Origin of the sequence: Burkholderia cepacia, assembly GCF_001039005.1 — a bacterium.
GTDB lineage: Bacteria > Pseudomonadota > Gammaproteobacteria > Burkholderiales > Burkholderiaceae > Burkholderia > Burkholderia theae.
Window position 1 is genome coordinate 232,971 of record NZ_LDWR01000050.1, and the last position, 19,745, is coordinate 252,715.

14 protein-coding genes and 2 pseudogenes are annotated in these 19,745 nt (G+C 64.5%); 9 read left to right on the top strand and 7 right to left on the bottom strand.

Annotation, left to right across the window (positions count from 1 at the left end; all coding sequences use genetic code 11):
• Nucleotides 1-44: 44 nt before the first annotated feature.
• Entirely contained in the window at nucleotides 45-968 is a 924-nt protein-coding gene (locus VL15_RS28540) for a LysR substrate-binding domain-containing protein (RefSeq protein ID WP_048250031.1), read from the bottom strand.
• Nucleotides 969-1,359: 391 nt separating this feature from the next.
• Here VL15_RS28540 and VL15_RS28545 point away from each other — a divergent pair, with 391 nt between their 5' ends.
• Together VL15_RS28545 and VL15_RS28550 are read left to right on the top strand one after the other, a co-directional pair.
• Nucleotides 1,360-2,781, top strand: a complete 1,422-nt coding sequence (locus tag VL15_RS28545) for a purine-cytosine permease family protein (RefSeq protein WP_048250032.1) — start codon at nucleotides 1,360-1,362, stop codon at nucleotides 2,779-2,781.
• A gap of 767 nt (nucleotides 2,782-3,548) precedes the next feature.
• Nucleotides 3,549-4,286: pseudogene (locus VL15_RS28550) on the top strand (IS6 family transposase).
• Between the two features lie 157 nt (nucleotides 4,287-4,443).
• Here the strand turns inward: VL15_RS28550 and VL15_RS28555 are convergent.
• From VL15_RS28555 to VL15_RS28575, 5 genes and pseudogenes are all read right to left on the bottom strand, one after another.
• Entirely contained in the window at nucleotides 4,444-6,723 is a 2,280-nt protein-coding gene (locus VL15_RS28555; RefSeq protein WP_048250033.1) for an FdhF/YdeP family oxidoreductase, read from the bottom strand.
• A 124-nt stretch (nucleotides 6,724-6,847) separates the two neighbouring features.
• Nucleotides 6,848-9,694 (bottom strand): ATP-dependent Clp protease ATP-binding subunit, encoded by a 2,847-nt coding sequence (locus tag VL15_RS28560; RefSeq protein ID WP_048250034.1) that lies wholly within the window; start codon nucleotides 9,692-9,694, stop codon nucleotides 6,848-6,850.
• A 617-nt stretch (nucleotides 9,695-10,311) separates the two neighbouring features.
• Nucleotides 10,312-10,583 (bottom strand): annotated as a pseudogene (locus VL15_RS28565) (hypothetical protein).
• Nucleotides 10,584-10,687: 104 nt separating this feature from the next.
• Nucleotides 10,688-11,503, bottom strand: a complete 816-nt coding sequence (locus VL15_RS28570) for a family 1 encapsulin nanocompartment shell protein (RefSeq protein WP_048250035.1) — start codon at nucleotides 11,501-11,503, stop codon at nucleotides 10,688-10,690.
• Nucleotides 11,496-12,563: a Dyp-type peroxidase gene (locus tag VL15_RS28575; protein ID WP_048250036.1), complete on the bottom strand. Its 1,068-nt coding sequence runs from the start codon at nucleotides 12,561-12,563 to the stop codon at nucleotides 11,496-11,498. Before VL15_RS28575 ends, VL15_RS28570 begins: the two co-directional genes overlap by 8 nt.
• A gap of 377 nt (nucleotides 12,564-12,940) precedes the next feature.
• On the opposite strand from VL15_RS28575, the gene VL15_RS28580 reads away from it, so the two are divergent.
• The 5 genes from VL15_RS28580 to VL15_RS28600 all read left to right on the top strand — a co-directional run bounded on the left by VL15_RS28580 (nucleotide 12,941) and on the right by VL15_RS28600 (nucleotide 16,458).
• Entirely contained in the window at nucleotides 12,941-13,285 is a 345-nt protein-coding gene (locus VL15_RS28580) for a helix-turn-helix domain-containing protein (RefSeq protein WP_080970977.1), read from the top strand.
• A complete protein-coding gene (locus VL15_RS28585; protein ID WP_048250037.1) occupies nucleotides 13,282-13,731 on the top strand; it encodes a phosphate-starvation-inducible protein PsiE in 450 nt (149 codons plus the stop codon). Before VL15_RS28580 ends, VL15_RS28585 begins: the two co-directional genes overlap by 4 nt.
• 236 nt (nucleotides 13,732-13,967) lie before the next feature.
• Nucleotides 13,968-14,423, top strand: coding sequence for a DUF1269 domain-containing protein (locus VL15_RS28590; RefSeq protein WP_048250038.1), 456 nt, complete (start codon nucleotides 13,968-13,970; stop codon nucleotides 14,421-14,423).
• A gap of 32 nt (nucleotides 14,424-14,455) precedes the next feature.
• The gene (locus VL15_RS28595) at nucleotides 14,456-14,704 is read left to right on the top strand and encodes a hypothetical protein (protein ID WP_048250039.1); all 249 of its coding nucleotides are present in this window, start codon (nucleotides 14,456-14,458) and stop codon (nucleotides 14,702-14,704) included.
• Nucleotides 14,705-14,928: 224 nt separating this feature from the next.
• Nucleotides 14,929-16,458, top strand: coding sequence for an FAD-dependent oxidoreductase (locus VL15_RS28600; RefSeq protein ID WP_048250040.1), 1,530 nt, complete (start codon nucleotides 14,929-14,931; stop codon nucleotides 16,456-16,458).
• 208 nt (nucleotides 16,459-16,666) lie between these two features.
• Here the strand turns inward: VL15_RS28600 and VL15_RS28605 are convergent, their stop codons facing one another.
• On the bottom strand, nucleotides 16,667-17,377 hold the full coding sequence (locus VL15_RS28605; RefSeq protein WP_048250041.1) for a response regulator transcription factor: 711 nt from the start codon (nucleotides 17,375-17,377) through the stop codon (nucleotides 16,667-16,669).
• A gap of 463 nt (nucleotides 17,378-17,840) precedes the next feature.
• On the opposite strand from VL15_RS28605, the gene VL15_RS40735 reads away from it, so the two are divergent.
• Both VL15_RS40735 and VL15_RS40740 read left to right on the top strand, forming a co-directional pair.
• The gene (locus tag VL15_RS40735; protein ID WP_080970978.1) at nucleotides 17,841-18,233 is read left to right on the top strand and encodes an H-NS histone family protein; all 393 of its coding nucleotides are present in this window, start codon (nucleotides 17,841-17,843) and stop codon (nucleotides 18,231-18,233) included.
• A gap of 363 nt (nucleotides 18,234-18,596) precedes the next feature.
• The coding region (locus VL15_RS40740; RefSeq protein ID WP_268991230.1) for an ESPR-type extended signal peptide-containing protein at nucleotides 18,597-19,745 on the top strand (1,149 nt) is incomplete at its 3' end.

The following is a 19,745-nucleotide window of genomic DNA, read 5'->3' on the forward strand; positions in this document are numbered from 1 at the left end:
GACACGCACGCGCCCGTCTTGCGGCGCGTGCGCTTTCTCCTTCGTTATCGCGCGGTTTCCGCGATGATCTGCGCGAGGCGTTCGCGGCAGAAATCGACGAACGACTGCGCCTGCTTGGTCAGTTGGCCGCGCTTCAGGCGTGCGCTCACGAGCCCCGACGGGCTCACCGTTTCGCTGAGGCCGATCGTCACGACGCGCTGGCCGTCGTACGTATATTCCGAATGCGGGCGCGTGACGAGCAGCGAAAAGCCGAACCCCTGGCCGACCATCCCGCGCACCATCTCGATCGACGGCGAGCCGAACACGATGTTCGGCGTCAGCCCGAGTTCGTGAAACAGGCTGACGAAATACGTGCGGCTCGGCTGCACGTCGAGCAGGATCATCGGCTCGACGCAGAGGTCGCGCAGCGATACGTGCGTCTGGCCCGCGAACCGGTGGTTCTCCGGCAGCAGCACGTACGGTTGCTGCGGCGGCATCAGCGGCTCGGTTTCGATCGTGCCGTCGAGATCGTGGTCGTACATCAGCGCGAGATCGAAGGCGCCGGACGTCAGGCCCTGCACGAGCTCCTGCTGGTCTCCGTCGCGCAGCCGGATGTTCACGCCCGGATAGCGCTCGCGAAAACCCGCGATCAGTTGCGGCAGATAGAGCGGCGCGACCGTCTCGAAGCAGCCGATGTCGATCTGCCCGGTGATCACGTCGTTGTCGGCGAGCGCGTTCTGTTCGAATTCGTGCGCGATGCGCAGCAGCTCCTGCGCTTTCCGGTAGAACCGCGTGCCGCTCGGCGTCAGCGACACGCCCTGTGCGTGATGGCGAATGAACAGCTTCACGCCGAAGCTTTCCTCCAGCCCCTTGATCGCGCTGGAGATCGACGGCTGCGCGATGAAGAGCTGACGCGACGCCTCGGCGACGCTGCCGGATTCCACCGTCGTCACGAAGTATTTCAGTTGCCGCAAAGTGTAGTGAGCCACAGGCACCTCTGATACACGGCCCCCCGGCGTGTCGCGGCGGGGCGCATTCTGTCCATTGTTTCGCGTAGCACCTTACCTGAAGAAGCCCGAAGCCGGAATTTCCGCTACAGAGCTTTTTCGTATGTCTCGGAAATATTTTTAGTATTTTCCGGTCCCGGCGCGCGTGGCGCACCATCGTTTCCAACCTGGATCACGACGAGGCCGCGCACGTGCCGGCGGGACATGTCATCCGTCCCCGCATCCCGCGTATCGCCCGCTTCGTTCGACACCGCCGCGTGTGCACGCGGTGCGTCGTCGCTCGCGTATCCGGACCCGATTGCAGGCGCGTGCATCGTCGCGCGCAGGTTGAAACGGCAAGCGCGCATCGTCGCGCAGGACAGGAGACATCACCATGACGAACGTGGACCGCAACGCGTCCCCGATGATAGAGAAGCACACGATCGGCTACGTGCCGCCCGCGGATCGCCACGGCAAGGTGCGCGACCTGTTCACGCTCTGGTTCGGCGGCAACATCGCGCCGCTGCCGATCGTGACCGGCGCGCTCGGCGTGCAGATGTTCCACCTGAACCTGATGTGGGGCATCGTCGCGATCGTCGTCGGCCAGGCGGTCGGCGGCGTGCTGATGGCGCTGCATTCCGCGCAGGGGCCGCAGATGGGCATTCCGCAGATGATCCAGAGCCGCGCGCAGTTCGGCTCGTGGGGCGCGCTGCTCGTGACGGTGATCGCGGCCGTGATGTATGTCGGCTTCTTCGCGTCGAACATCGTGCTGGCCGGCAAGTCGGTGCACGGCATCGCGCCGTCGGTGCCGGTATCGGTCGGCATCGTGATCGGCGCGGTGGGATCGGGCTTGATCGGCATCGTCGGCTACCGGTTCATCCACATCCTGAACCGTATCGGCACATGGGTGCTCGGCATCGGCATCGTTGTTGGCTTCTGGATGATCCTCACGCACGTGACGACCGACGATTTCCTGACGCGCGGCGGCTTCGACTTCGCGGGCTGGCTCGCGACGGTGTCCCTGTCGGCGTTGTGGCAGATCGCGTTCGCGCCGTACGTGTCGGACTATTCGCGCTACCTGCCGGAGGATGTCGGCGTCGCGTCGACGTTCTGGGCAACCTATCTCGGCTGCACGATCGGCTCGACGCTCGCGTTCATCTTCGGCGCGGTGGCGGTGCTCGCGGTGCCGGCCGGCATGGACACGATGGATGCGGTCAAGCAGGCGACGGGCCCGCTCGGCCCGCTGATGCTCGTGCTGTTCCTGTTGAGCGTGATCAGCCACAACGCGCTGAACCTGTACGGCGCGGTGCTCGCGGTGATCACGTCGGTGCAGACGTTCGCGTACAAGTGGATTCCGACCGCGAAGGCGCGCGCGGTGGTGTCGGTCGTGATCTTCGTCGCGTGCTGCTACGCGGCGATCGGCGCGTCGACGAACTTCGTCGGCAACCTCGTCGACCTTGTGCTCGCGCTGCTCGTCGTGCTGGTGCCGTGGACGGCGATCAACCTGATCGACTTCTACGTGATCCACAAGGGCAAGTACGACATCAAGTCGATCTTCATGGTGGACGGCGGGATCTACGGCCGCTTCAATCCGCAGGCGCTGCTCGCGTATGCGATCGGCATCCTCGTGCAGATTCCGTTCATGAACACGCCGATGTATGCGGGCCCGATTCCCGCGCATCTCGGCGGCGCGGACCTGTCGTGGGTGGTGGGGCTGGTGCTGACGTCGCCGCTGTACTACTGGCTCGCGACGCGCGACAGCGCGTATCGGCGCCGGCAGACCGGCGCGCAGCTGCCGCCGACGGCGGCACGCTGAGGAGGGCATGACCCGCTGTGCAGGAGGCGGCCGGGGGGGCGGGGGCGTCTCTTGCGCGGCGCTGTCGAGGATGCGGACATGACGGAGATCGGTATTCCGGATGGTCGCAGCGCCGCAGCCCCGGCGCCGGCAGGTAACGCGTCCGGTTGATCGCGATTACTTGCCCATAGCATTCATAAATCTAACTGCCTCCTTTACTATTTGCACGACGGACCACGAAACAAGAAAAACCTTTGAGACGAATGATTGTATCGGCGTTAAATTAATCAAATCAATGGAACGAAGTGCGCCGAAGCTGAGAGACACCCATATCAAGACATAAAAAAATAATCTCAAATTTATTTTGTTCATGGGTTGTCTCATGCCGCCTCGTTATAAACATCTCGGGGACTGGCGTGCCGGATTTTCCGCAAAGCCCCTGCTGCATAGGGCTTTGCGACAACCAGGACGGCGCCAGACAAATATTTGCGGGCGACGTGTGCATCCGTCAAAGCCCTTGTTGCATGGGGAACCGGCCAGTCAACGGTGCCCGCCGTCGAATCAGTTGCTCAACCGCTCAGCGTTGACCGATAAGGCTGAACGGACTTGTGTATAACGGGGTGCTCTCAGGTCCGTCGTGCTATTTACGTTACGAAAAATTACGGCACGTGAAGCGGCGCTGTCAATCGCAATATTCTTACAAAATGGAAGGCGTTGTTGCATAAATCCGGCCATGGCTCGGTGAGGTACTGTCAGCTTGTTCCAGAAGTCGGCGAATAGAATGGGGCATGAAGAGCGCGTCCATCTCCATTCCGCCGCCGGACGAGGCACCTGTTTCGTTCAAGGGCTATCGGTTTCCGCCGGACATCACCTGCTATGTTGTTTCGTTGTACTACCATTTTCCGTTGAGACTGCGCATGGTTGAGGAGTTACTGGCCGTTCGGGGTATCGAACTCACGTACGAAACGGTGCGCTGCTGGGCGACGACATTCGGTCTGTCGATCGCGCAGCGGATTCGTTCGATGGCGACGGGGCGCGGCGATAAGTGGCATCTGGACGAAATGGTCGAGACGATCAACGGCCGCAAGCACTGACTGCGGCGAGCCGTCGATCAGCACGGTGCGGTGCTTGATGTGCTCGTGCAGAGCCGCCGCGACACGGCAGCAACCAAACGACTGATGCGCAAGTTGCTCAGGCGCCATGGCTGCCCGCGCGTGATGGTGACGGACAAGCTGCGCAGTTACGCGGCCTCGAACAATGAACTGGGGCTGAACATTGAGCATTGGCAGCACAAGGGATTAAACAACCGGGCGGAAAACTCGCACCAGCCAACCCGGGTACGCGAGAAGGTGATGCGGCGGTTCAAATCGGCGCGCCAGCTGCAACGATTTGCCTCGGTCCATGGACAGGTTTCGAATCTGTTCATGGGGTGCCGATACAATCGGAGTTCGCATCGCAAACGCGAGGCGCGTGCCCAGGCCTTCACGGCCTGGGAAAGGGCTTCATACGCCCGGATGCCAGCGTAAGCCGATCGGTACCCGACTCACTCGTCCTTGCTGTCCGGTCACCGAACAACCTGACAGTACCGTGCTGGCGGCTGCGGCAGCCGTGACGTCACTGCTGGCCGGGCCGCATGCAGCGCGGCGTCGCGCGCCGATCCGCGCCCGCGAGCCTGCCGTTGCGTCAAACGACCGCCGAGCGCGCCACCCGCACCGGCACCGACTTGTACGACGGCGTGCCGCTTTCCTTGTCGATGTAGTCGAGCGGCACCAGCACGTTCGCTTCCGGGTAGTACGCACCGACCGACCCCGGCGCGATGTCGTACTCGATCGCGGTGATCTTCTCGAGACGCAGCGTCCGGCCCGACGCGGTGATCGTCTCGATGTCGACGAGGTCGCCGTGTTCGAGACCGTACTTCGCGAGATCCGCCGGGTTCATGAACAGCACGTCGCGTCGCCCGAACACGCCGCGATAACGATCGTCGAGCCCGTAGATCGTCGTGTTGTACTGGTCGTGGCTGCGCAGCGTGATCAGCCGCAGCACCTGCTCGCCGCCGAGCACTTCCGCATCTTCCGCGACGCCCTTGTAGATCGAGAACATCGCCTTGCCGGTCGGCGTGGGCCACACGCGTTCGGTGGGCGGCAGCGGCAGGCGGAAGCCGCCCGGCGTGCGGATGCGCGCGTTGAACGCCTCGAAGCCGGACACCGTGCGGTCGATCAGGTCGCGGATGCGGTCGTAGTCGGCGATCAGGTCGAGCCACGCGACCTTGCTCGCCGGCAGCGTCGCATGCGCGATCCCCGCGACGATCGCGGGCTCCGAGCGCAACTGGTCGGATGCCGGCTTGAGCTTGCCGGCCGACGCGTGGACCATCGACATCGAATCCTCGACGGTGATCGACTGCCGGCCGCTCTCTTGCATGTCGAGCTCGGTGCGGCCGAGCACCGGCAGGATGAAGGTTTCCTTCCCGACCAGCAGGTGCGAACGGTTCAGCTTGGTGCCGAGATGCACGCTCAGGTCGAGCTTTGCCATCGCCGGGAACGACAGCTCGGGATCGGGCAGCGCGACCGCGAAGTTGCCGCCGAGGCACAGCAGCGCCTTCGCGCTGCCGTCGATCATCGCCTGCATTGCCTGCACGGCGTCGTGCCCGTGATGGGCGGGCGGCGTGAACCCGCACACGTCCTCGATCTTCTTCAGGAACTCGGCCGACGGTTTCTCGGTGATGCCGACCGTGCGGTTGCCCTGCACGTTCGAATGGCCGCGCAGCGGGCAGACGCCGGCGCCGGGCTTGCCGATGTTGCCGCGCATCAGCAGCAGGTCGGCGATCAGGCGCACGGTTGCGGTGCCCTTGTTGTGCTGCGTGACGCCCATCCCGTACGTGATGATCGTCGCGTTCGACTTCGCGTATGCGAGCGCAACCTGTTCGAGTTGCGCCTGGCTGAGGCCGCTCGCGCGTTCGATGTCGTCCCACGACGTGGCCTGCAGGTCGGCCGCGAACGCGTCGAAGCCGTCGGTGTGCTGCGCGATGAAGTCGCGGTCGAGCACGTCGCCACGCTCGGCCTCGAGCTGCAGCAGCGCCTTCATGATGCCCTTCAGCGCGGCCGCGTCGCCGCCGGCGTCGACCTGGTAGTACGTCGATGCGATTCGCGTCGAGCCGAACGACGCCATCTCGATCATGTCCTGCGGATCCGCGAAACGTTCGAGCGCGCGCTCGCGCAGCGGATTGAACACGATGATCGGCACGTTGCGCCGCGAGCACTCGTGGAGCGTGCCCATCATCCGCGGATGGTTCGTGCCGGGGTTGTGGCCGATCGAGATGATCAGCTCGCACTGGTCGAAATCCTCCAGCGACACGGTGCCCTTGCCGATGCCGATCGACTGCGGCAGGCCGACGCTGGTCGGCTCGTGACACATGTTCGAGCAGTCGGGGAAGTTGTTGGTGCCGAGCTCGCGTGCGAACAGCTGGTACAGGTACGCGGCTTCGTTCGACGCGCGGCCCGACGTATAGAACTCGACCTGTTCGGGCGGCAGCGCGCGCAGCACTGCGCCGATGCGCGCGAACGCGTCGTCCCATTCGATCGCGCGGAACGTGTCGGTCGCGCGATCGTAGACGAGCGGATGCGTGAGCCGGCCCATGTTCTCCAGTTCGTAGTCCGACATGTGCAGCAGCGACGACACGGTGTTCGCCGCGAAGAACTCGGGCGTCACGCGCTTGGTCGTCGCCTCCCACGTGACGGCCTTCGCACCGTTTTCGCAGAACTGGAACGTCGATTTGTGTTCCTTGTCGGGCCATGCGCAGCCGGGGCAGTCGAAACCGTCGGGCTGGTTGGTCCGCATCAGCACGATCGGCGCCTCGATGGTTTCCATCTGCGTGCGCACGGCATCGGCTGTCGCGCGAAGCGCGCCCCAACCGCCGGCGGGCCCATCGTACTTCCTGATGCCTGGCACTTCGCGTCGATTTGTCATGTGAATCTCCGAGAGCCGGACCCGGTGCGGGCGGCTCGGGTTGCGCCGTGTCGTGGCGTGGGGCGGCTCCGCCGGATGGGCGGAGCCGGTCATGCGTGCCCCGGGCTGCAGGGCAGGCGGGGTTTCAGTGCGCGTCCTTCTTCGCGCTGGACGACTTCTTGCCGGACGATTTGGCGGTGGGCGGCGGCGTGTCGGCCGGCGCTTCGCCTGCCTTCGCTTCGCCTGATGCCTTGGCGGCCGCCTTGCCGTTCGGCTTCGCCTTGCCGTCGACGTCCTTCTTCGCGTCCTTCGTATCCTTCGCTTCAGGCGCGGCGAGCTTGTCGAACGTCACTTCGTCGTTGTCCTTGTCGTAGTCGACCGCGACGCGATCGCCGGACTTCAGCCGGTCGGCGAGGATCTCCTTCGCGAGCTTGGTCTCGATGGTCTGGCGGATCTGGCGCTTCAGTTCGCGCGCGCCGAACTCCGGCTGGTAGCCGGCTTCGGTCAGGTGATCGACGAGCGCATCGCCCATCACGAGCGTGATGTCCTGCGCCGCGGCCGTGCGCACCACGCGGTCGAGCTGGATCTGCACGATCGCGCGGATGTTGTCCTTCGACAGCGCGTGGAAGACGATCACCTCGTCGATCCGGTTCAGGAACTCGGGCCGGAAGTGGCCCTTCAGCACCTGCATCAGTTCTTCGCGGATCGCCTTGTCGGTCTTGCGCGCGGCTTCCGGCTGGGTCAGGTTGTCCATGATGATCGCGGCGCCGAGGTTGCTCGTCGCGATGATGATCGAGTTGCTGAAGTCGACCACGCGCCCCTTGCCGTCGGTCAGGCGGCCGTCGTCGAACACCTGCAGCAGCACGTTGTAGACGTCCGGGTGCGCCTTCTCGATCTCGTCGAGCAGGATCACGCTGTACGGGCGGCGCCGCACGCGCTCGGTGAGCTGGCCGCCTTCGTCGTAGCCGACGTAGCCGGGCGGCGCGCCGATCAGCCGCGCGACCGCGTGCCGTTCCATGTACTCGGACATGTCGATGCGGATGATCGCCTGCTCGTCGCCGAACACGGTCTCGGCCAGTGCCTTCGCGAGCTCGGTCTTGCCGACGCCCGTCGGCCCGAGGAACAGGAACGTCGCGATCGGCCGGTGCGTCTGGCCGAGCCCCGCGCGCGACAGCCGCACGGCATCGCTGACGGCGACCACCGCGTCGCTCTGGCCGACCACGCGCTCGCGCAGCTGCTCCTCCATCTTCAGCAGCTTCTGACGCTCTTCCTGCGTGAGTTCGGACACGGGGATGCCGGTCAGCCGCGACACGACTTCGGCCACCGATTCGACGGTCACCTCGAGCGTTTCGGAGCCGGTCTTGCGCTGCCACGCTTCCATCATCTCGTCGACGGTCTTCTGCTTCGCGTTGATCTGCTCCTCGAATTGCTTCGCTTCGTCGAAGCGCTTGCGCGACGTCGCGTAGTCCTGCTCGCGCTTCAACTGCGCGATCTGCGCTTCGCCTTCCTGGATGGCGACCGGGCGCGACGTCGCGCCGATCCGCACGCGCGCGGCGGCCTGGTCGATCAGGTCGATCGCCTTGTCGGGCAGGAAGCGCGACGTGATGTAGCGGTCGGCAAACTCGGCGGCCGCGACGAACGCGTCGTCGGCGAACGTCACCTGGTGGTGCGCCTCGAGGCTGTCGCGCAGCCCGCGCAGGATCACGATCGTCTGCTCGACGCTCGGCTCCGGCACGAACACCGGCTGGAAGCGCCGTTCGAGCGCCGCATCCTTCTCGATGTACTTCTGGTATTCGTTGAGCGTCGTCGCGCCGATCAGGCTCAGCTCGCCGCGCGCGAGCGCGGGCTTCAGCACGTTCGCGATGTCGAGGCCGCCTTCGCCGCCGCCCTGGCCCGCGCCGACGATCGTGTGCAGCTCGTCGATGAACAGGATCAGCTCGTCCTGCTTCGCGGTCACTTCGTCGATCAGCTGCTTCGCGCGCTCCTCGAATTCGCCGCGGTACTTGGCGCCGGCCACCATCGAGTTGATGTTGACTTCGACGAGCCGCTTGCCGCGCAGCACCTCGGGCACGTCGCCGTTGACGATCCGCTGCGCGAGCCCTTCGACGATCGCCGTCTTGCCGACGCCGGGCTCGCCGATCAGCACCGGGTTGTTCTTCTTGCGGCGCGCGAGCACCTCGATCGTGCTTTCGATTTCCTGCGCGCGGCCGAGCACCGGGTCGAGCTTGCCTTGGCGCGCGATCGCGGTGAGATCGCGGCCGAACTTGTCGAGGTTCGGCGTGCCGGTCGGCGCATCGACGCGGCCGTCCTCGGCGCCCTTGCCGACCACCTTCACGACCTTCTGGCGCAGCGCCTCGGGCGTCACGCCGTATTTCTTCAGCAGCGTGCCGGCGATGCTGTCCGGCACCGATGCGAGCCCGATCAGCAGGTGCTCGGGGCCGATGTACGAGTGGCCGAGATCGCGCGACGCCTGGAACGCGTATTGCACGGCCTTCTTCACGCGCGGCGAGATCGACAGCTTGTCGAGCGGCGCGTCGGCGGCGGCCGTGCCGGTGTGCGCATGTTCGTCGATATACGACTGGATGTCCTGCGGCGACAGCTTCAGTTCCTTCAGCAGCGCGGCGCACACGTCGGTGTCCGCGAGCGCGTAGAGCAGGTGTTCGGAGTCGAGCTCGCTGCGGCGCAGCTCGTGTGCCTTCTCGGCCGCACGCTGCAGCAGTTCGAGCGTCTGTTCGCTGAACGCGTCGGTCGGGTCGACCGATTCGCGCGGCACCTCGGCGGCGAGCGGCGATTCGTCGCCGAGCTCGCCGAACAGCGACGACGGGCCGCCACCGCCGAGCAGCGAATCGAACGGGTTCAGCATGCTCTGATGCCGCATCAGCTGACGGAAGTGGTAATCGCAAATCGAGATCGTCTTGCGCTCGCCGTCCTGCATCACGGTTGCGCGCGCGACGGCCGGCCGGGCGTGGCAGATATCGCAAAGTGCGGGCATGGTGGTCTGGCTCCTGTCTGTGAAGGTGGATCGAAGGGTGAAGTCCCGATGCGGTGCGGCGCTCGCGCGTCCCGACCGCGAATACGCGACGCGCGGCGCGGCGGCGCGCGTGCCGCACCCACGCTGTCGCGCAGCGCGCGCCGGCGTGGTGCACGGTCGTGGTCGGGGCAAAAAGCGCGAGTGCTACGAGGAGCCCACGGCATCGCTTCGACTGCGTTCAAAATAACGAATCGGCGAGCACCATCCAAGACACAGTTCCGCGCCGGGCCGGCGGCGAATTGCACCCTCACATGCGTGAGGGAACGGGTGGCAAGGAGTACAGACGGGCGCGCATGCGGTGGCGCGGGCGTGCGCGGCATGCGCCGCGTGCGGGGACGGGAGGCGGGGAGGGATGAAGCGCGAACGTATCGTGGTGCGACATCGGCGCGCAGCGCGCCGGTTGCCGGTAAACGGGCGGTGATGCGAGTGGACGCGCGCGGCAGAACTGCCGCAGCGTGAGTGCGCGCGAACCGGTCATGTTCGACCACGCGCGCACCGCGGATGCGTGCGTTACGGCCGAAGGAGGGGGCAGGTTGCACGGTGCGGGCCGGACATGGCGCCGCCGTGGTGGACTGCGATCAGTCGGAGAGTCTCATCGCGAGCCGCTGCCGGCCGATCTGCTTCACGTCCGTTGCGAGTGCCGGATTCGGCAGACCATTGGCCCCGACGGAGAACGAATCCTCGATCAGGTTGCGCGCGTGTCGGGCGGCAACTCGGCCAGCATCAGCGACACCACGGTAAACAGCACGGCGGTGTCGCCGGCCTGGCTGCTCGCGTTCGCGTCGACCGTCTTCTTCAGGCTGTCGACCGACGCATGCAGCGCCTGCAGTGCCTCATTCGACTCGCTCATCACATCCTCCATGCAAGATGGGCTCGATCGGCGACGAAGATGCGGCCCGCAGCGCGGCCGGTCGCGCGCGATGCCCGGCAGGCATCGCGCGCGGGCAACCGTTGTCAGGCCGCCGGATTGCCCTGCGGCGCCACGGCCACCGATGCTTCGCTCGTCAGCATCAGGAACGTGAACGTTTCGCGCAGGTACAGGCGGACGGCCTTGTCGCCATGGCTCGTGTAGCCGATCGATACGTCTTCCCCGAGGTGCAGCGCGTAGTCGCCGCCGCGCGTGGACAGCACGCAGCCGCCGCTGATCGCCGGCGCCCAGATGATCTCGCCGCTGACGATCCGCTTGATATGGCCGAGGACCGGATAGCCCTGGTCGCGCGCTTCGCTGAGCGCCGTGTATGCGTCGGAGCCGAGCACCACCGAATACGGGCCGTCGACGCCGGCGAGCCGCAGCGCTTCCAGTGCGTCGCTGATCGCGTCCGGATACGCGCCGACGTCGGCCGGCAGCGTGAGCTTGCGGTTCGACGTGCCTTCGCGGATGCCGACGATGCCGGCAGCCTGATAGCCGTCGAAAATCGCGTTGTCTTCGGCGAACGCGAGCCGCTGCGCGGCGTCTTTCGCCGGTTGCCAGTCGGCGTCTCGCGCGCCGCGCTCGACGCTGTCGATCGCATCGCGGCTCAACTCGAACGGCACCGTCAGCTCGACGATCCTGCGAACTTCGCGCAGCCGTGCGCTCACCTGCTCGCGCGGCGCGGCAACCTCAACCAGGTGCCCGGTGCCGACGGCCGACAGTTCGGGGCCTTCGGGGCCGTCGACGTCGACGACGCGGCGGCCGGCCACCGATCGCTTGAAGGTGCGCGCCACTTCCTCCTCGATTTGTTCCCAGGCGGAGGCGGAGATCGGGGCGAGTTCGCGGTGCAGGTTATTCATAGGCTTGGGTTCCTTTCAGCGAGCCGATTTTCAGCGAGCCGTCACGATGCGGCGTGGACGACGATGATTCGGGTTGCGCGGCGTCGGCGGCCGGCGCCGCACGGTCGGCGAGCGCTTCGAGCAGGTCGGCCGACGGCACGAAGAACAGCGAGCCGGTGACCGCGCGGCTGTAGTCGAGCAGGCGGTCGTAGTTGCCGGGCGGGCGGCCGACGAACATGTTCTCGAGCATCTGCTCGATCGGTGCCGGCGTGCGCGCATAGCCGATGAAATAGGTGCCGAATTCGCCGGCGCCCGGGCGCCCGAACGGCATGTTGTCGCGCAGGATCTTCACTTCCTGGCCGTTCTCGTCGAGCGTGGTCAGCGAGCTGTGCGAACACGACGGCTTCACGTCCGGCGCGAGCTCGATGTCGGACAGCTTGGTGCGGCCGATGATGCGCTCCTGCGTCTCGACCGCGAGCGCGTTCCAGCCGGCCATGTCGTGCAGGTACTTCTGCACGATCACGTAGCTGCCGCCCGCGAATGCCGCGTCTTCATCGCCGATCACCGTGAAGTCGACCGCCTCGCGGCCTTCCGGGTTCTCGGTGCCGTCGACGAAGCCGATCATCGCGCGCTGATCGAAATTGCGGAAGCCGTGCACCTCGTCGACGACCGTGACGGCTGCGCCGAGCGCGCCGAGCAGTTGCGTCGCGAGTTCGAAGCACAGGTCCATCGCTTCGGCGCGGATGTGCAGCAGGATGTCGCCCGGTGTCGCGACCGCGACACGCTGCCCGGCGCCGAATTCGCGAAACGGATGCAGTGACGCGGGGCGCGGGTTGCCGAACAGCGCATCCCACGCGTCGGCGCCGAAGCCGCACACGCAGGTCAGGTTGCTGCCCGGCACGCGCTTGCCGACCGAACGCACGAGCGCGGCGATGTCGCCGCACCATGAACGGATCGTGTCGGCGTGATCGGCGCCGGGATTGATCGTCGCCACGAGGAAGATCGCGCTGCGCGTGATCGGGCTGTGGACGGCCTGGGAGAGTGGGGGAGGTGTCTGCATCGCGGCCTGCCGGTCAGTCATGTCGAGGCGGGCGAGCCGCGGCTGCCGCGGCGCGCGAAGGCGAACGGTTGGACTGTGTCATGCGACTGTTCTCTTTGTGACATGCGGATGAAGGACGTTGCGCGGGCATCGCGCAACGGGCCGCAGCGGCGGCGGCCGGCCGCCCGGTGCATGACCCGCGTGCACCGCGTAACGTCGTCGAGCATGCAATCTAGCAGCTTCGGCAGGTCTTTGGAACACGTATCGGCAATCTGTCATTCGAATGAATCAAACAGGGCCGGATTTTGTGCGGCACCCGTGCAGCTGTACTCCTGGCGTGCACCGCGCTGTGCTCTTGAGCACGCGTGCAGCGTGCAGTAGATTAGGTCCCGCTGCGCCCGCCGACGAGGAGCGTCACCATGAATCTGCTGGAAGCGATGCGTGTTTATGTCGCGGTGGTCGAGCATGGCGGCCTGTCCGGCGCGGCGTCCGAACTGAAGCTCGGCGAGGCGCAGGTGAGCGACCGGATCGACTGCCTCGAACGGTATCTCGGCTGCCGCCTGCTGCTGTGCCGCGCGCACGACGTCGCCTGCACGGACGCGGGCGTCGCGTTCCACGTGTGCTGCCGCCGCACGCTGTCCGCGGTCGCGCAGGCGACCGGCGCGGCCGGCACGCCGGCGCCGGATACGCACGACACCGCGCTCGACACGGCGGTTCCTCCGCCCGGCACTGCACATGCATCATCACATCGACTGTCACCTTGAATACGTCTACCGTTTCCTGTTCGCCCGCCGAGCGTATCCGCCGCCGCTTCGGCCATTTCCTTCACGCGGCCGAACTGGCCGGACTGATCGTGATCGGGCTCGCGACTGCGTTCGCGATGGTGCAGGAGGCATGGAAGGTCGTGCTCGCGGGCGAGGTGTCGCTGACCGACCTGTTGCTGATGTTTCTCTATCTCGAAGTGCTCGCGATGGACGTGCGCTATCTGCGGCTCGGCCGGCTGCCCGTGCGGTTTCCTCTGTTCATTGCGATGACGTCGCTCGCGCGCGACCTGATCCTGCGCGGCGCGACCGACAGCCCCGAGCGGATGCTGATGACGACCTTCGGCATCGTGCTGCTCGCGGTGGGCGTGCTGATCCTGAGCTTCGGCCAGCATCGCTTTCCGGCGGACGTCGACGATGTCGAGGACAATGCGCATGCGCGCAGATGACAAGCGGGCGGCAAACCGCGTACCCACGCAATGACGCTACAGGAGGACGCAGGATGAGCACGCATGCCGTCGACACGAAGCAGGCGATCGAATTGCAGCAAGCGGCCGCGCAGGCGTATGTCGCTGCGGCCCGCGCACGCGTCGGGGCGACCGGCATCTGAATCGAACACCGGGTTGCCGGTGCGCCGTGCGTCGTGCGGCGGTCGTGCAGCCCATCCACGTGAGAGAGGGTTCGAATGACCAAGCAACTGATCGTCGCCGTGTTCGGCAGCGTCGACACGGCTCGCCAGGCCGCGAACGATTTCGAGGCGCTGTCGGAGAAAAACGAAGGATTCCACATCGAAAACGGCGTCGTCGTGGAAAAGGACACGGCCGGCAAGCTCGCGGTGCTCGGCGCCGAATCGCGGCCGTTCAAGGGCGGCGTAATCGGCGCGATCGCGGGCGGCCTGCTCGGCCTGCTCGTCGGGCCGCTTGGCGTGATCACCGGGATGGCGGCCGGCGCGGGCGCCGGTATCCTCGCGGAAGCGGCCGGCAACGCGCTGCTCGACGGCACGTTCGTCGAGACGGTGGCCGCGCGCCTCGTGCCCGGCAGCGTCGCGATCATTCTCGAGGCGAAGGAAGCCACGCCGTTTTCGGTCGACAACGTCGTGACGGGATTCGGCGGCAAGGTGTTCCGCCAGGCGCTCGGCTGAGCGCCGCCTGTGAACCGATTCGGGAGAACAGCATGCGCATCGATCAATCGTACCGGCGCTTCGACATCGCGGCGACGCTGTCGCCGCTACCCGGCAACCGCGCGATCGCGACCGTCGACGTGACGACCGACGATCCGGCCCGCATCGCCGATCTCGGCACCGGCTATTTCCTGCAGGTCAGGAAGTGGGTCGAGTCGAACGACATCGAGCGGCTGACGGTGGTGTTCGACGAGTGCAAGGTCGCGGTCGACCACTACGCGGACAACGTCGACGACGCGTAAGTTCGCACATCGCCGCGCCACGCCACGGATGATCGGGCGGCGCGGAATGCGTCATGGGCGGCAGCGGCGTGTTGCGCCGCAACGTCGATGACGTTCTACGCCGGTCATGGATCGCGTACAAGCGACAGTCGGTGTTTGCGTGCGCTGCGGGGTCGTCTGTACCTGTTCTTTTCGTGAAGGACGCCGATAATGGGATCGTTACCTGACTCTGCGGGAGCGAAGCCATGTCCGGAAGCGACTCCGCGTCTTCACGCCCTGATCTCGCGCAGGGCATCGCGCTCGACGACATCGCCGACGGCGCCATGATCGAGGGCCATGTCGGCGACGCGGCGGTGCTGCTGGTGCGCCGCGCCGATGAACTGTTTGCGGTGGGCGCGCACTGCACGCACTACGGCGCGCCGCTGGCCGACGGCCTGCTGGTCGGCGACACGATCCGCTGCCCTTGGCACCACGCGGCGTTCTGCCTGCGCACGGGCGAGATGCTGCGCGCGCCGGCGCTCGACGGGCTGCCGTGCTGGCGCGTCGAACGCCGTGACGGCCGTTCTGTCGTGCTCGATGCGCGGCCGGCCGTACCGCCTGCGCTGAATGCGGCGGGCTTGCCCGAATCGGTGGTGATCGTCGGTGGCGGCGCGGCCGCGATCGCGGCGGCCGTCACGCTGCGGCAGGAAGGTTATCCGCATCCCGTCACGCTGCTGAGTGCCGACAGCGATCCGCCGTACGACCGGCCGAACCTGTCGAAGGACTATCTCGCGGGCACGGCCGAGGCCGACTGGCTGCCACTGCGCGCGCCGGAGTTCTATGCCGACCAACGCATCGATGTGCGGTGCGGCACGCGTGTCGTGCGGATCGACCCCGCGCAGCATGCGGTCGAGCTGGCCGACGGCAGTCGCGTCGGATACGGCGCGCTGCTGCTCGCGACGGGTGCCGAGCCGAACCGGCTGACCGTGCCCGGCGCGGATCTGCCGCATGTGTGCGTCCTGCGCTCGCGCGCCGATTGCGATGCGCTGATCGGCAAGCTGAAGACGGCACGCCGCTGCGTCGTGGTCGGCGCGAGCTTCATCGGCCTCGAAGCGGCCGCCGCGTTGCGCACGCGCGGGCTCGACGTGCATGTCGTCGCGCCCGATGCGCAGCCGATGGCGCACGTGCTCGGCGCCGCGCTCGGCGACACGATCAAGGCGCTGCATGAGTCGCATGGCGTCGTGTTCCATCTCGGCGCGACGCCCGCGCAGATTGCGCCGGACAGCGTGACGTTGTCGACCGGCGACGTGCTGCCGGCCGATGTCGTGGTGGTCGGCATCGGCGTGCACCCGAACGTTGCGCTCGCACAGGATGCGGGGCTTGCCATCGAGCGGGGCGTGACGGTGGACCGTTTCCTGCAGACGAGCGTGCCCGGCATTTATGCGGCCGGCGATATCGCGCGCTGGCCCGATCCGCTGACGGGCGAGCGGATTCGCGTCGAGCACTGGGTCGTCGCCGAACGGCAGGGGATCGTTGCGGCGCGCAACATGCTCGGGCAGCAGCGGCCGTTCGACGCGGTGCCGTTCTTCTGGAGCCAGCATTACGACATGACGATCAACTACGTCGGGCATGCGGAGCAATGGGATCGCGTCGAGATCGATGGCGACCTCGGTGCGCACGACTGCTCGATCGCGTACTGGCGCGGCGACACGCGGCTCGCGGTCGTGACGGTGGGCCGCGATCTCGACAGCCTGAAGGCGGAAGCGGCATTCGAGCGGCAGATTGCAGCCGCGTGACGGCGGCCCGGTGACACGATTCGAACCTGGGAGCGCGATGAGCCTTGGCACTCGCGGACGTTTCTAGATCGAGTTCCGGAAGACGGTTGCGTACAAAGTCATGGATGTCGATCGAAAGGACTGCGCGGCGCTCGAAACACATGTGTTTTTGCCAAGACGACGATAGCGAGTACGCGATGCCGAGTGTCGAGGGGATGGCAGGGCGCGGCTACTCGGCGCTGTCCAGATGACTCGAATCGATCAACTCCAGGCGATAGCCGTGATTGTAGACAGCTCGAAGCCGAACACCGTTTTCGGGCCCGATTCGCAGCTTGGATCGCACGCGATAGACATGTGTATCGAGCGTACGGGAGATATTGTCGCTATGGCGCCCCCATATCGACTTGATCAGTGCTTCTCGTGGCACCGCGCGACCACAGTTTTGAAATAGCGCAACGGCAACGTTGAACTCTCGGGATGTCAGTTTGATTGCCTCGTCGTTCAGGAATACGGTTTCGGTCGCAAGATCCAGGCGATAACGACCAACGTTGATCGACGACGGCGTCGAGTTGGCTGGATAAGCCCGCCGCAGAAGGGCGCGAACTCTCGCGATCAATTCACGGTGGCGAATGGGTTTGACCATATAGTCGTCAGCACCTGCTTCAAGTGCAACGACAAGCTGGTCCTCGCGCACTCGACTCGTCAGGAACAACACGGGAAGATCTCTGCCGATGCGCGCACGGATCCATGCGAGGACTTCCAGTCCGGAAATATCCGGCAAGTTCCAGTCGAGCACGACCAGATCGACGGTATCCGTTTCGAGGAAACGTATGGCTTCTGCGCCGTTGGTGGCGCTGCGTACATTGAACCCCTCGGCGATCAGTGTGTCGTGGAGAAGCGCCGCCTGTGCCGGCTCGTCATCAACGGCAAGAATTTTCATTGGCACTATTTTTTCGTGTTGCTCAACTCTGCGCATGCCAACGTGCTTGCATTGGCGTTGACCTATTCGTTAGATCAAAGCGAAGGGAAATCGGAATATTTTGCTTGGGTGCTGTGCTGCCGATGGCAGGATTGATCCCTGAAATAGATTGACATTTCCACGTAGGGTTTTTGTCAACTTTTATGAACATAAGGGTTTTTGGGGAGGGAACGCCGATGTGTGACAAATGTTGTCAATCACACTTCATCATCGAGATAGCATGCGTGGTATGGATGGTTGAGGCAGGTGTGGATGCGCTTTGAATGTGTTTGTGGCTTGATCGTTTTGTGAGGCGAAACGAGGCAAGGTTATTAACATTTTTTGATATGGCGGTATTTCACTGCGGTGGTCGGCTGAGGGTGAGCCGAGTCGTGCGATTTTCACGGGTTGTTGAATCGAGCGAAATCGCCGATTTTGATCGTGAATGATGATTTTTTATATCGAAATTCACAGCCTGGAGTCGTATCGACGGTATTTGGGTGAAATGACGAAGCTGAAGTCCCGGATTGCTGAAGAGCGGCGAGTTGCCGCAGAGGCGATTTTGCCCGAGATAAAATATTGTGTCCGGGATTTTGGTTTCGTTCCAGAGGATATTTTTGCTGTCGATATCTTGCGTCGTGCGACCAAACGGCGGCCATGCTATTTCGCTCCTGTTAGCGGCGCGACGTGGTCAGGGGGAGGGCGTGCGCCTGCGTGGATGCGAGATAAGGATCGCGAGCCGAGATATACAGTAGCGATCGCGACGAGTGAGATGCCCGGTTTTAGAGTTAAAGCGAAGATCAGATACTCGTACTTTCAGGATTTGGCATGCGAGTAACTATAGAGGTTACAGCATCGATTCGCGTCGTTCCGAACTGAGATTCTGGATTGTGAGTATTGGCGAGCATGCGCAGTATTCATGTGAGGCATATCCGGTCAGTCAACTGGAATGGGGTTGCGCAAAGAATTCGTGAATGGATTGATATTCGTTCGTTAATTTTTAAGAACCAGGTGATCGATACGCTTGTCAAGTGAATTTCTACTTTCTGAAGTGAGGCTCGCTTGGCGAGAAGCGCAATGGTGAGCCTCGGATGTTGGTTCGAATCGAGAGTGCAGATTTTGGTTTTAGGTCGGTAATAAGCGGAATCCAATCACGAAAATTACAGATGACCGGGTGAGCAAATAGGACCGGGAGTGAAAAATGAACAAAACATATCGATCGGTCTGGAATGAATCACTGGGGGCGTGGGTTGCCGTATCGGAACTTGACTCCGCCAGAGGCAAGCCCAAGAAATTGAAGGTTGTACATTTCGTCGCCGTGGCTGCAGTAGCCTTGGGCGCGCAGATGCATGATGCTGATGCGCAGTACGCTCCAGCTAATGGTTACTCTACCGCAACGGGTGCCGGCTCCATAGCTATTGGCTCCCCTACAGGTGGAGGCGCCGTCGCATCGGGTCAAAGTGCCATCGCGATTGGGCAGGGGACTACAGCGAGCAATGCCGACGTCGTCGTGCTTGGTTACTCGAGCACGGCTAATAGTGTCTACAACACCTCAATTGGTGCTTACAACACTGTTACTGGTAACTACGCCATCGCAATTGGTAATAACGACACAGTCAATGGACAGGGGGCCATTGCATTTGGACAGTCGGCTGGCGCGTCGGCATCCAACGCTATTGCCATAGGGGCTCAGTCGACAGCAAATGTCGCGAATTCGGTCGCACTCGGCAGCAGTTCGGCGACGACCAGTGCACTGACAACTTCGAGTGCCGGCACCACCACGGTCAATTCCACGTCGATCGGTGGTCTGACGTTCGGCAACTTCGCCGGTGCCGGCGCGGCAGGTGGTGTCGTCAGCGTCGGCCAGGTGAGCTCGGAACGCCGTATCCAGAACGTCGCGGCAGGCCTCGTCAGCGCGACCAGCACCGACGCCATCAACGGCAGTCAGCTCTACTCGGTCGCAAGCACCACGACTTCGAGCATTACGAGCCTGTCGACCTCCGCTTCGACCGGGCTGTCGTCGGCTAACAGCTCGATTTCGTCGCTGTCCACGTCGACTTCGACGGGGCTGTCGTCCGTGAACAGCTCGATCACGTCATTGTCCACGTCGACCTCGACCGGCATCAGCTCGTTGTCGACCGGCCTGAGCTCGACCAATAGCTCGGTGTCGTCGCTGTCGACTTCCACGTCGACGGGCTTGTCGTCGGCCAACAGCTCGATCTCCTCGTTGTCCACCTCGACTTCGACGGGTCTGTCGTCGGCGAACAGCTCGATCACGTCGCTGTCGACTTCCACGTCGACGGGCCTGTCGTCGGCCAATAGCTCGATCACCTCGCTGTCGACCTCCGCG

Excerpts from the sequence above, each read along its gene's own strand:
- VL15_RS28580 (WP_080970977.1), top strand. The coding sequence starts at position 12,941 with ATGAATCTGCTGGAAGCGATGCGTGTTTATGTCGCGGTGGTCGAGCAT.
- VL15_RS28600 (WP_048250040.1), top strand. The coding sequence starts at position 14,929 with ATGTCCGGAAGCGACTCCGCGTCTTCACGCCCTGATCTCGCGCAGGGC.
- VL15_RS28595 (WP_048250039.1), top strand. The coding sequence starts at position 14,456 with ATGCGCATCGATCAATCGTACCGGCGCTTCGACATCGCGGCGACGCTG.
- VL15_RS28560 (WP_048250034.1), bottom strand. The coding sequence starts at position 9,694 with ATGCCCGCACTTTGCGATATCTGCCACGCCCGGCCGGCCGTCGCGCGC.
- VL15_RS28570 (WP_048250035.1), bottom strand. The coding sequence starts at position 11,503 with ATGAATAACCTGCACCGCGAACTCGCCCCGATCTCCGCCTCCGCCTGG.
- VL15_RS28605 (WP_048250041.1), bottom strand. The coding sequence starts at position 17,377 with ATGAAAATTCTTGCCGTTGATGACGAGCCGGCACAGGCGGCGCTTCTC.
- VL15_RS28555 (WP_048250033.1), bottom strand. The coding sequence starts at position 6,723 with ATGACAAATCGACGCGAAGTGCCAGGCATCAGGAAGTACGATGGGCCC.
- VL15_RS28575 (WP_048250036.1), bottom strand. The coding sequence starts at position 12,563 with ATGACTGACCGGCAGGCCGCGATGCAGACACCTCCCCCACTCTCCCAG.
- VL15_RS28545 (WP_048250032.1), top strand. The coding sequence starts at position 1,360 with ATGACGAACGTGGACCGCAACGCGTCCCCGATGATAGAGAAGCACACG.
- VL15_RS40735 (WP_080970978.1), top strand. The coding sequence starts at position 17,841 with ATGATGATTTTTTATATCGAAATTCACAGCCTGGAGTCGTATCGACGG.
- VL15_RS28590 (WP_048250038.1), top strand. The coding sequence starts at position 13,968 with ATGACCAAGCAACTGATCGTCGCCGTGTTCGGCAGCGTCGACACGGCT.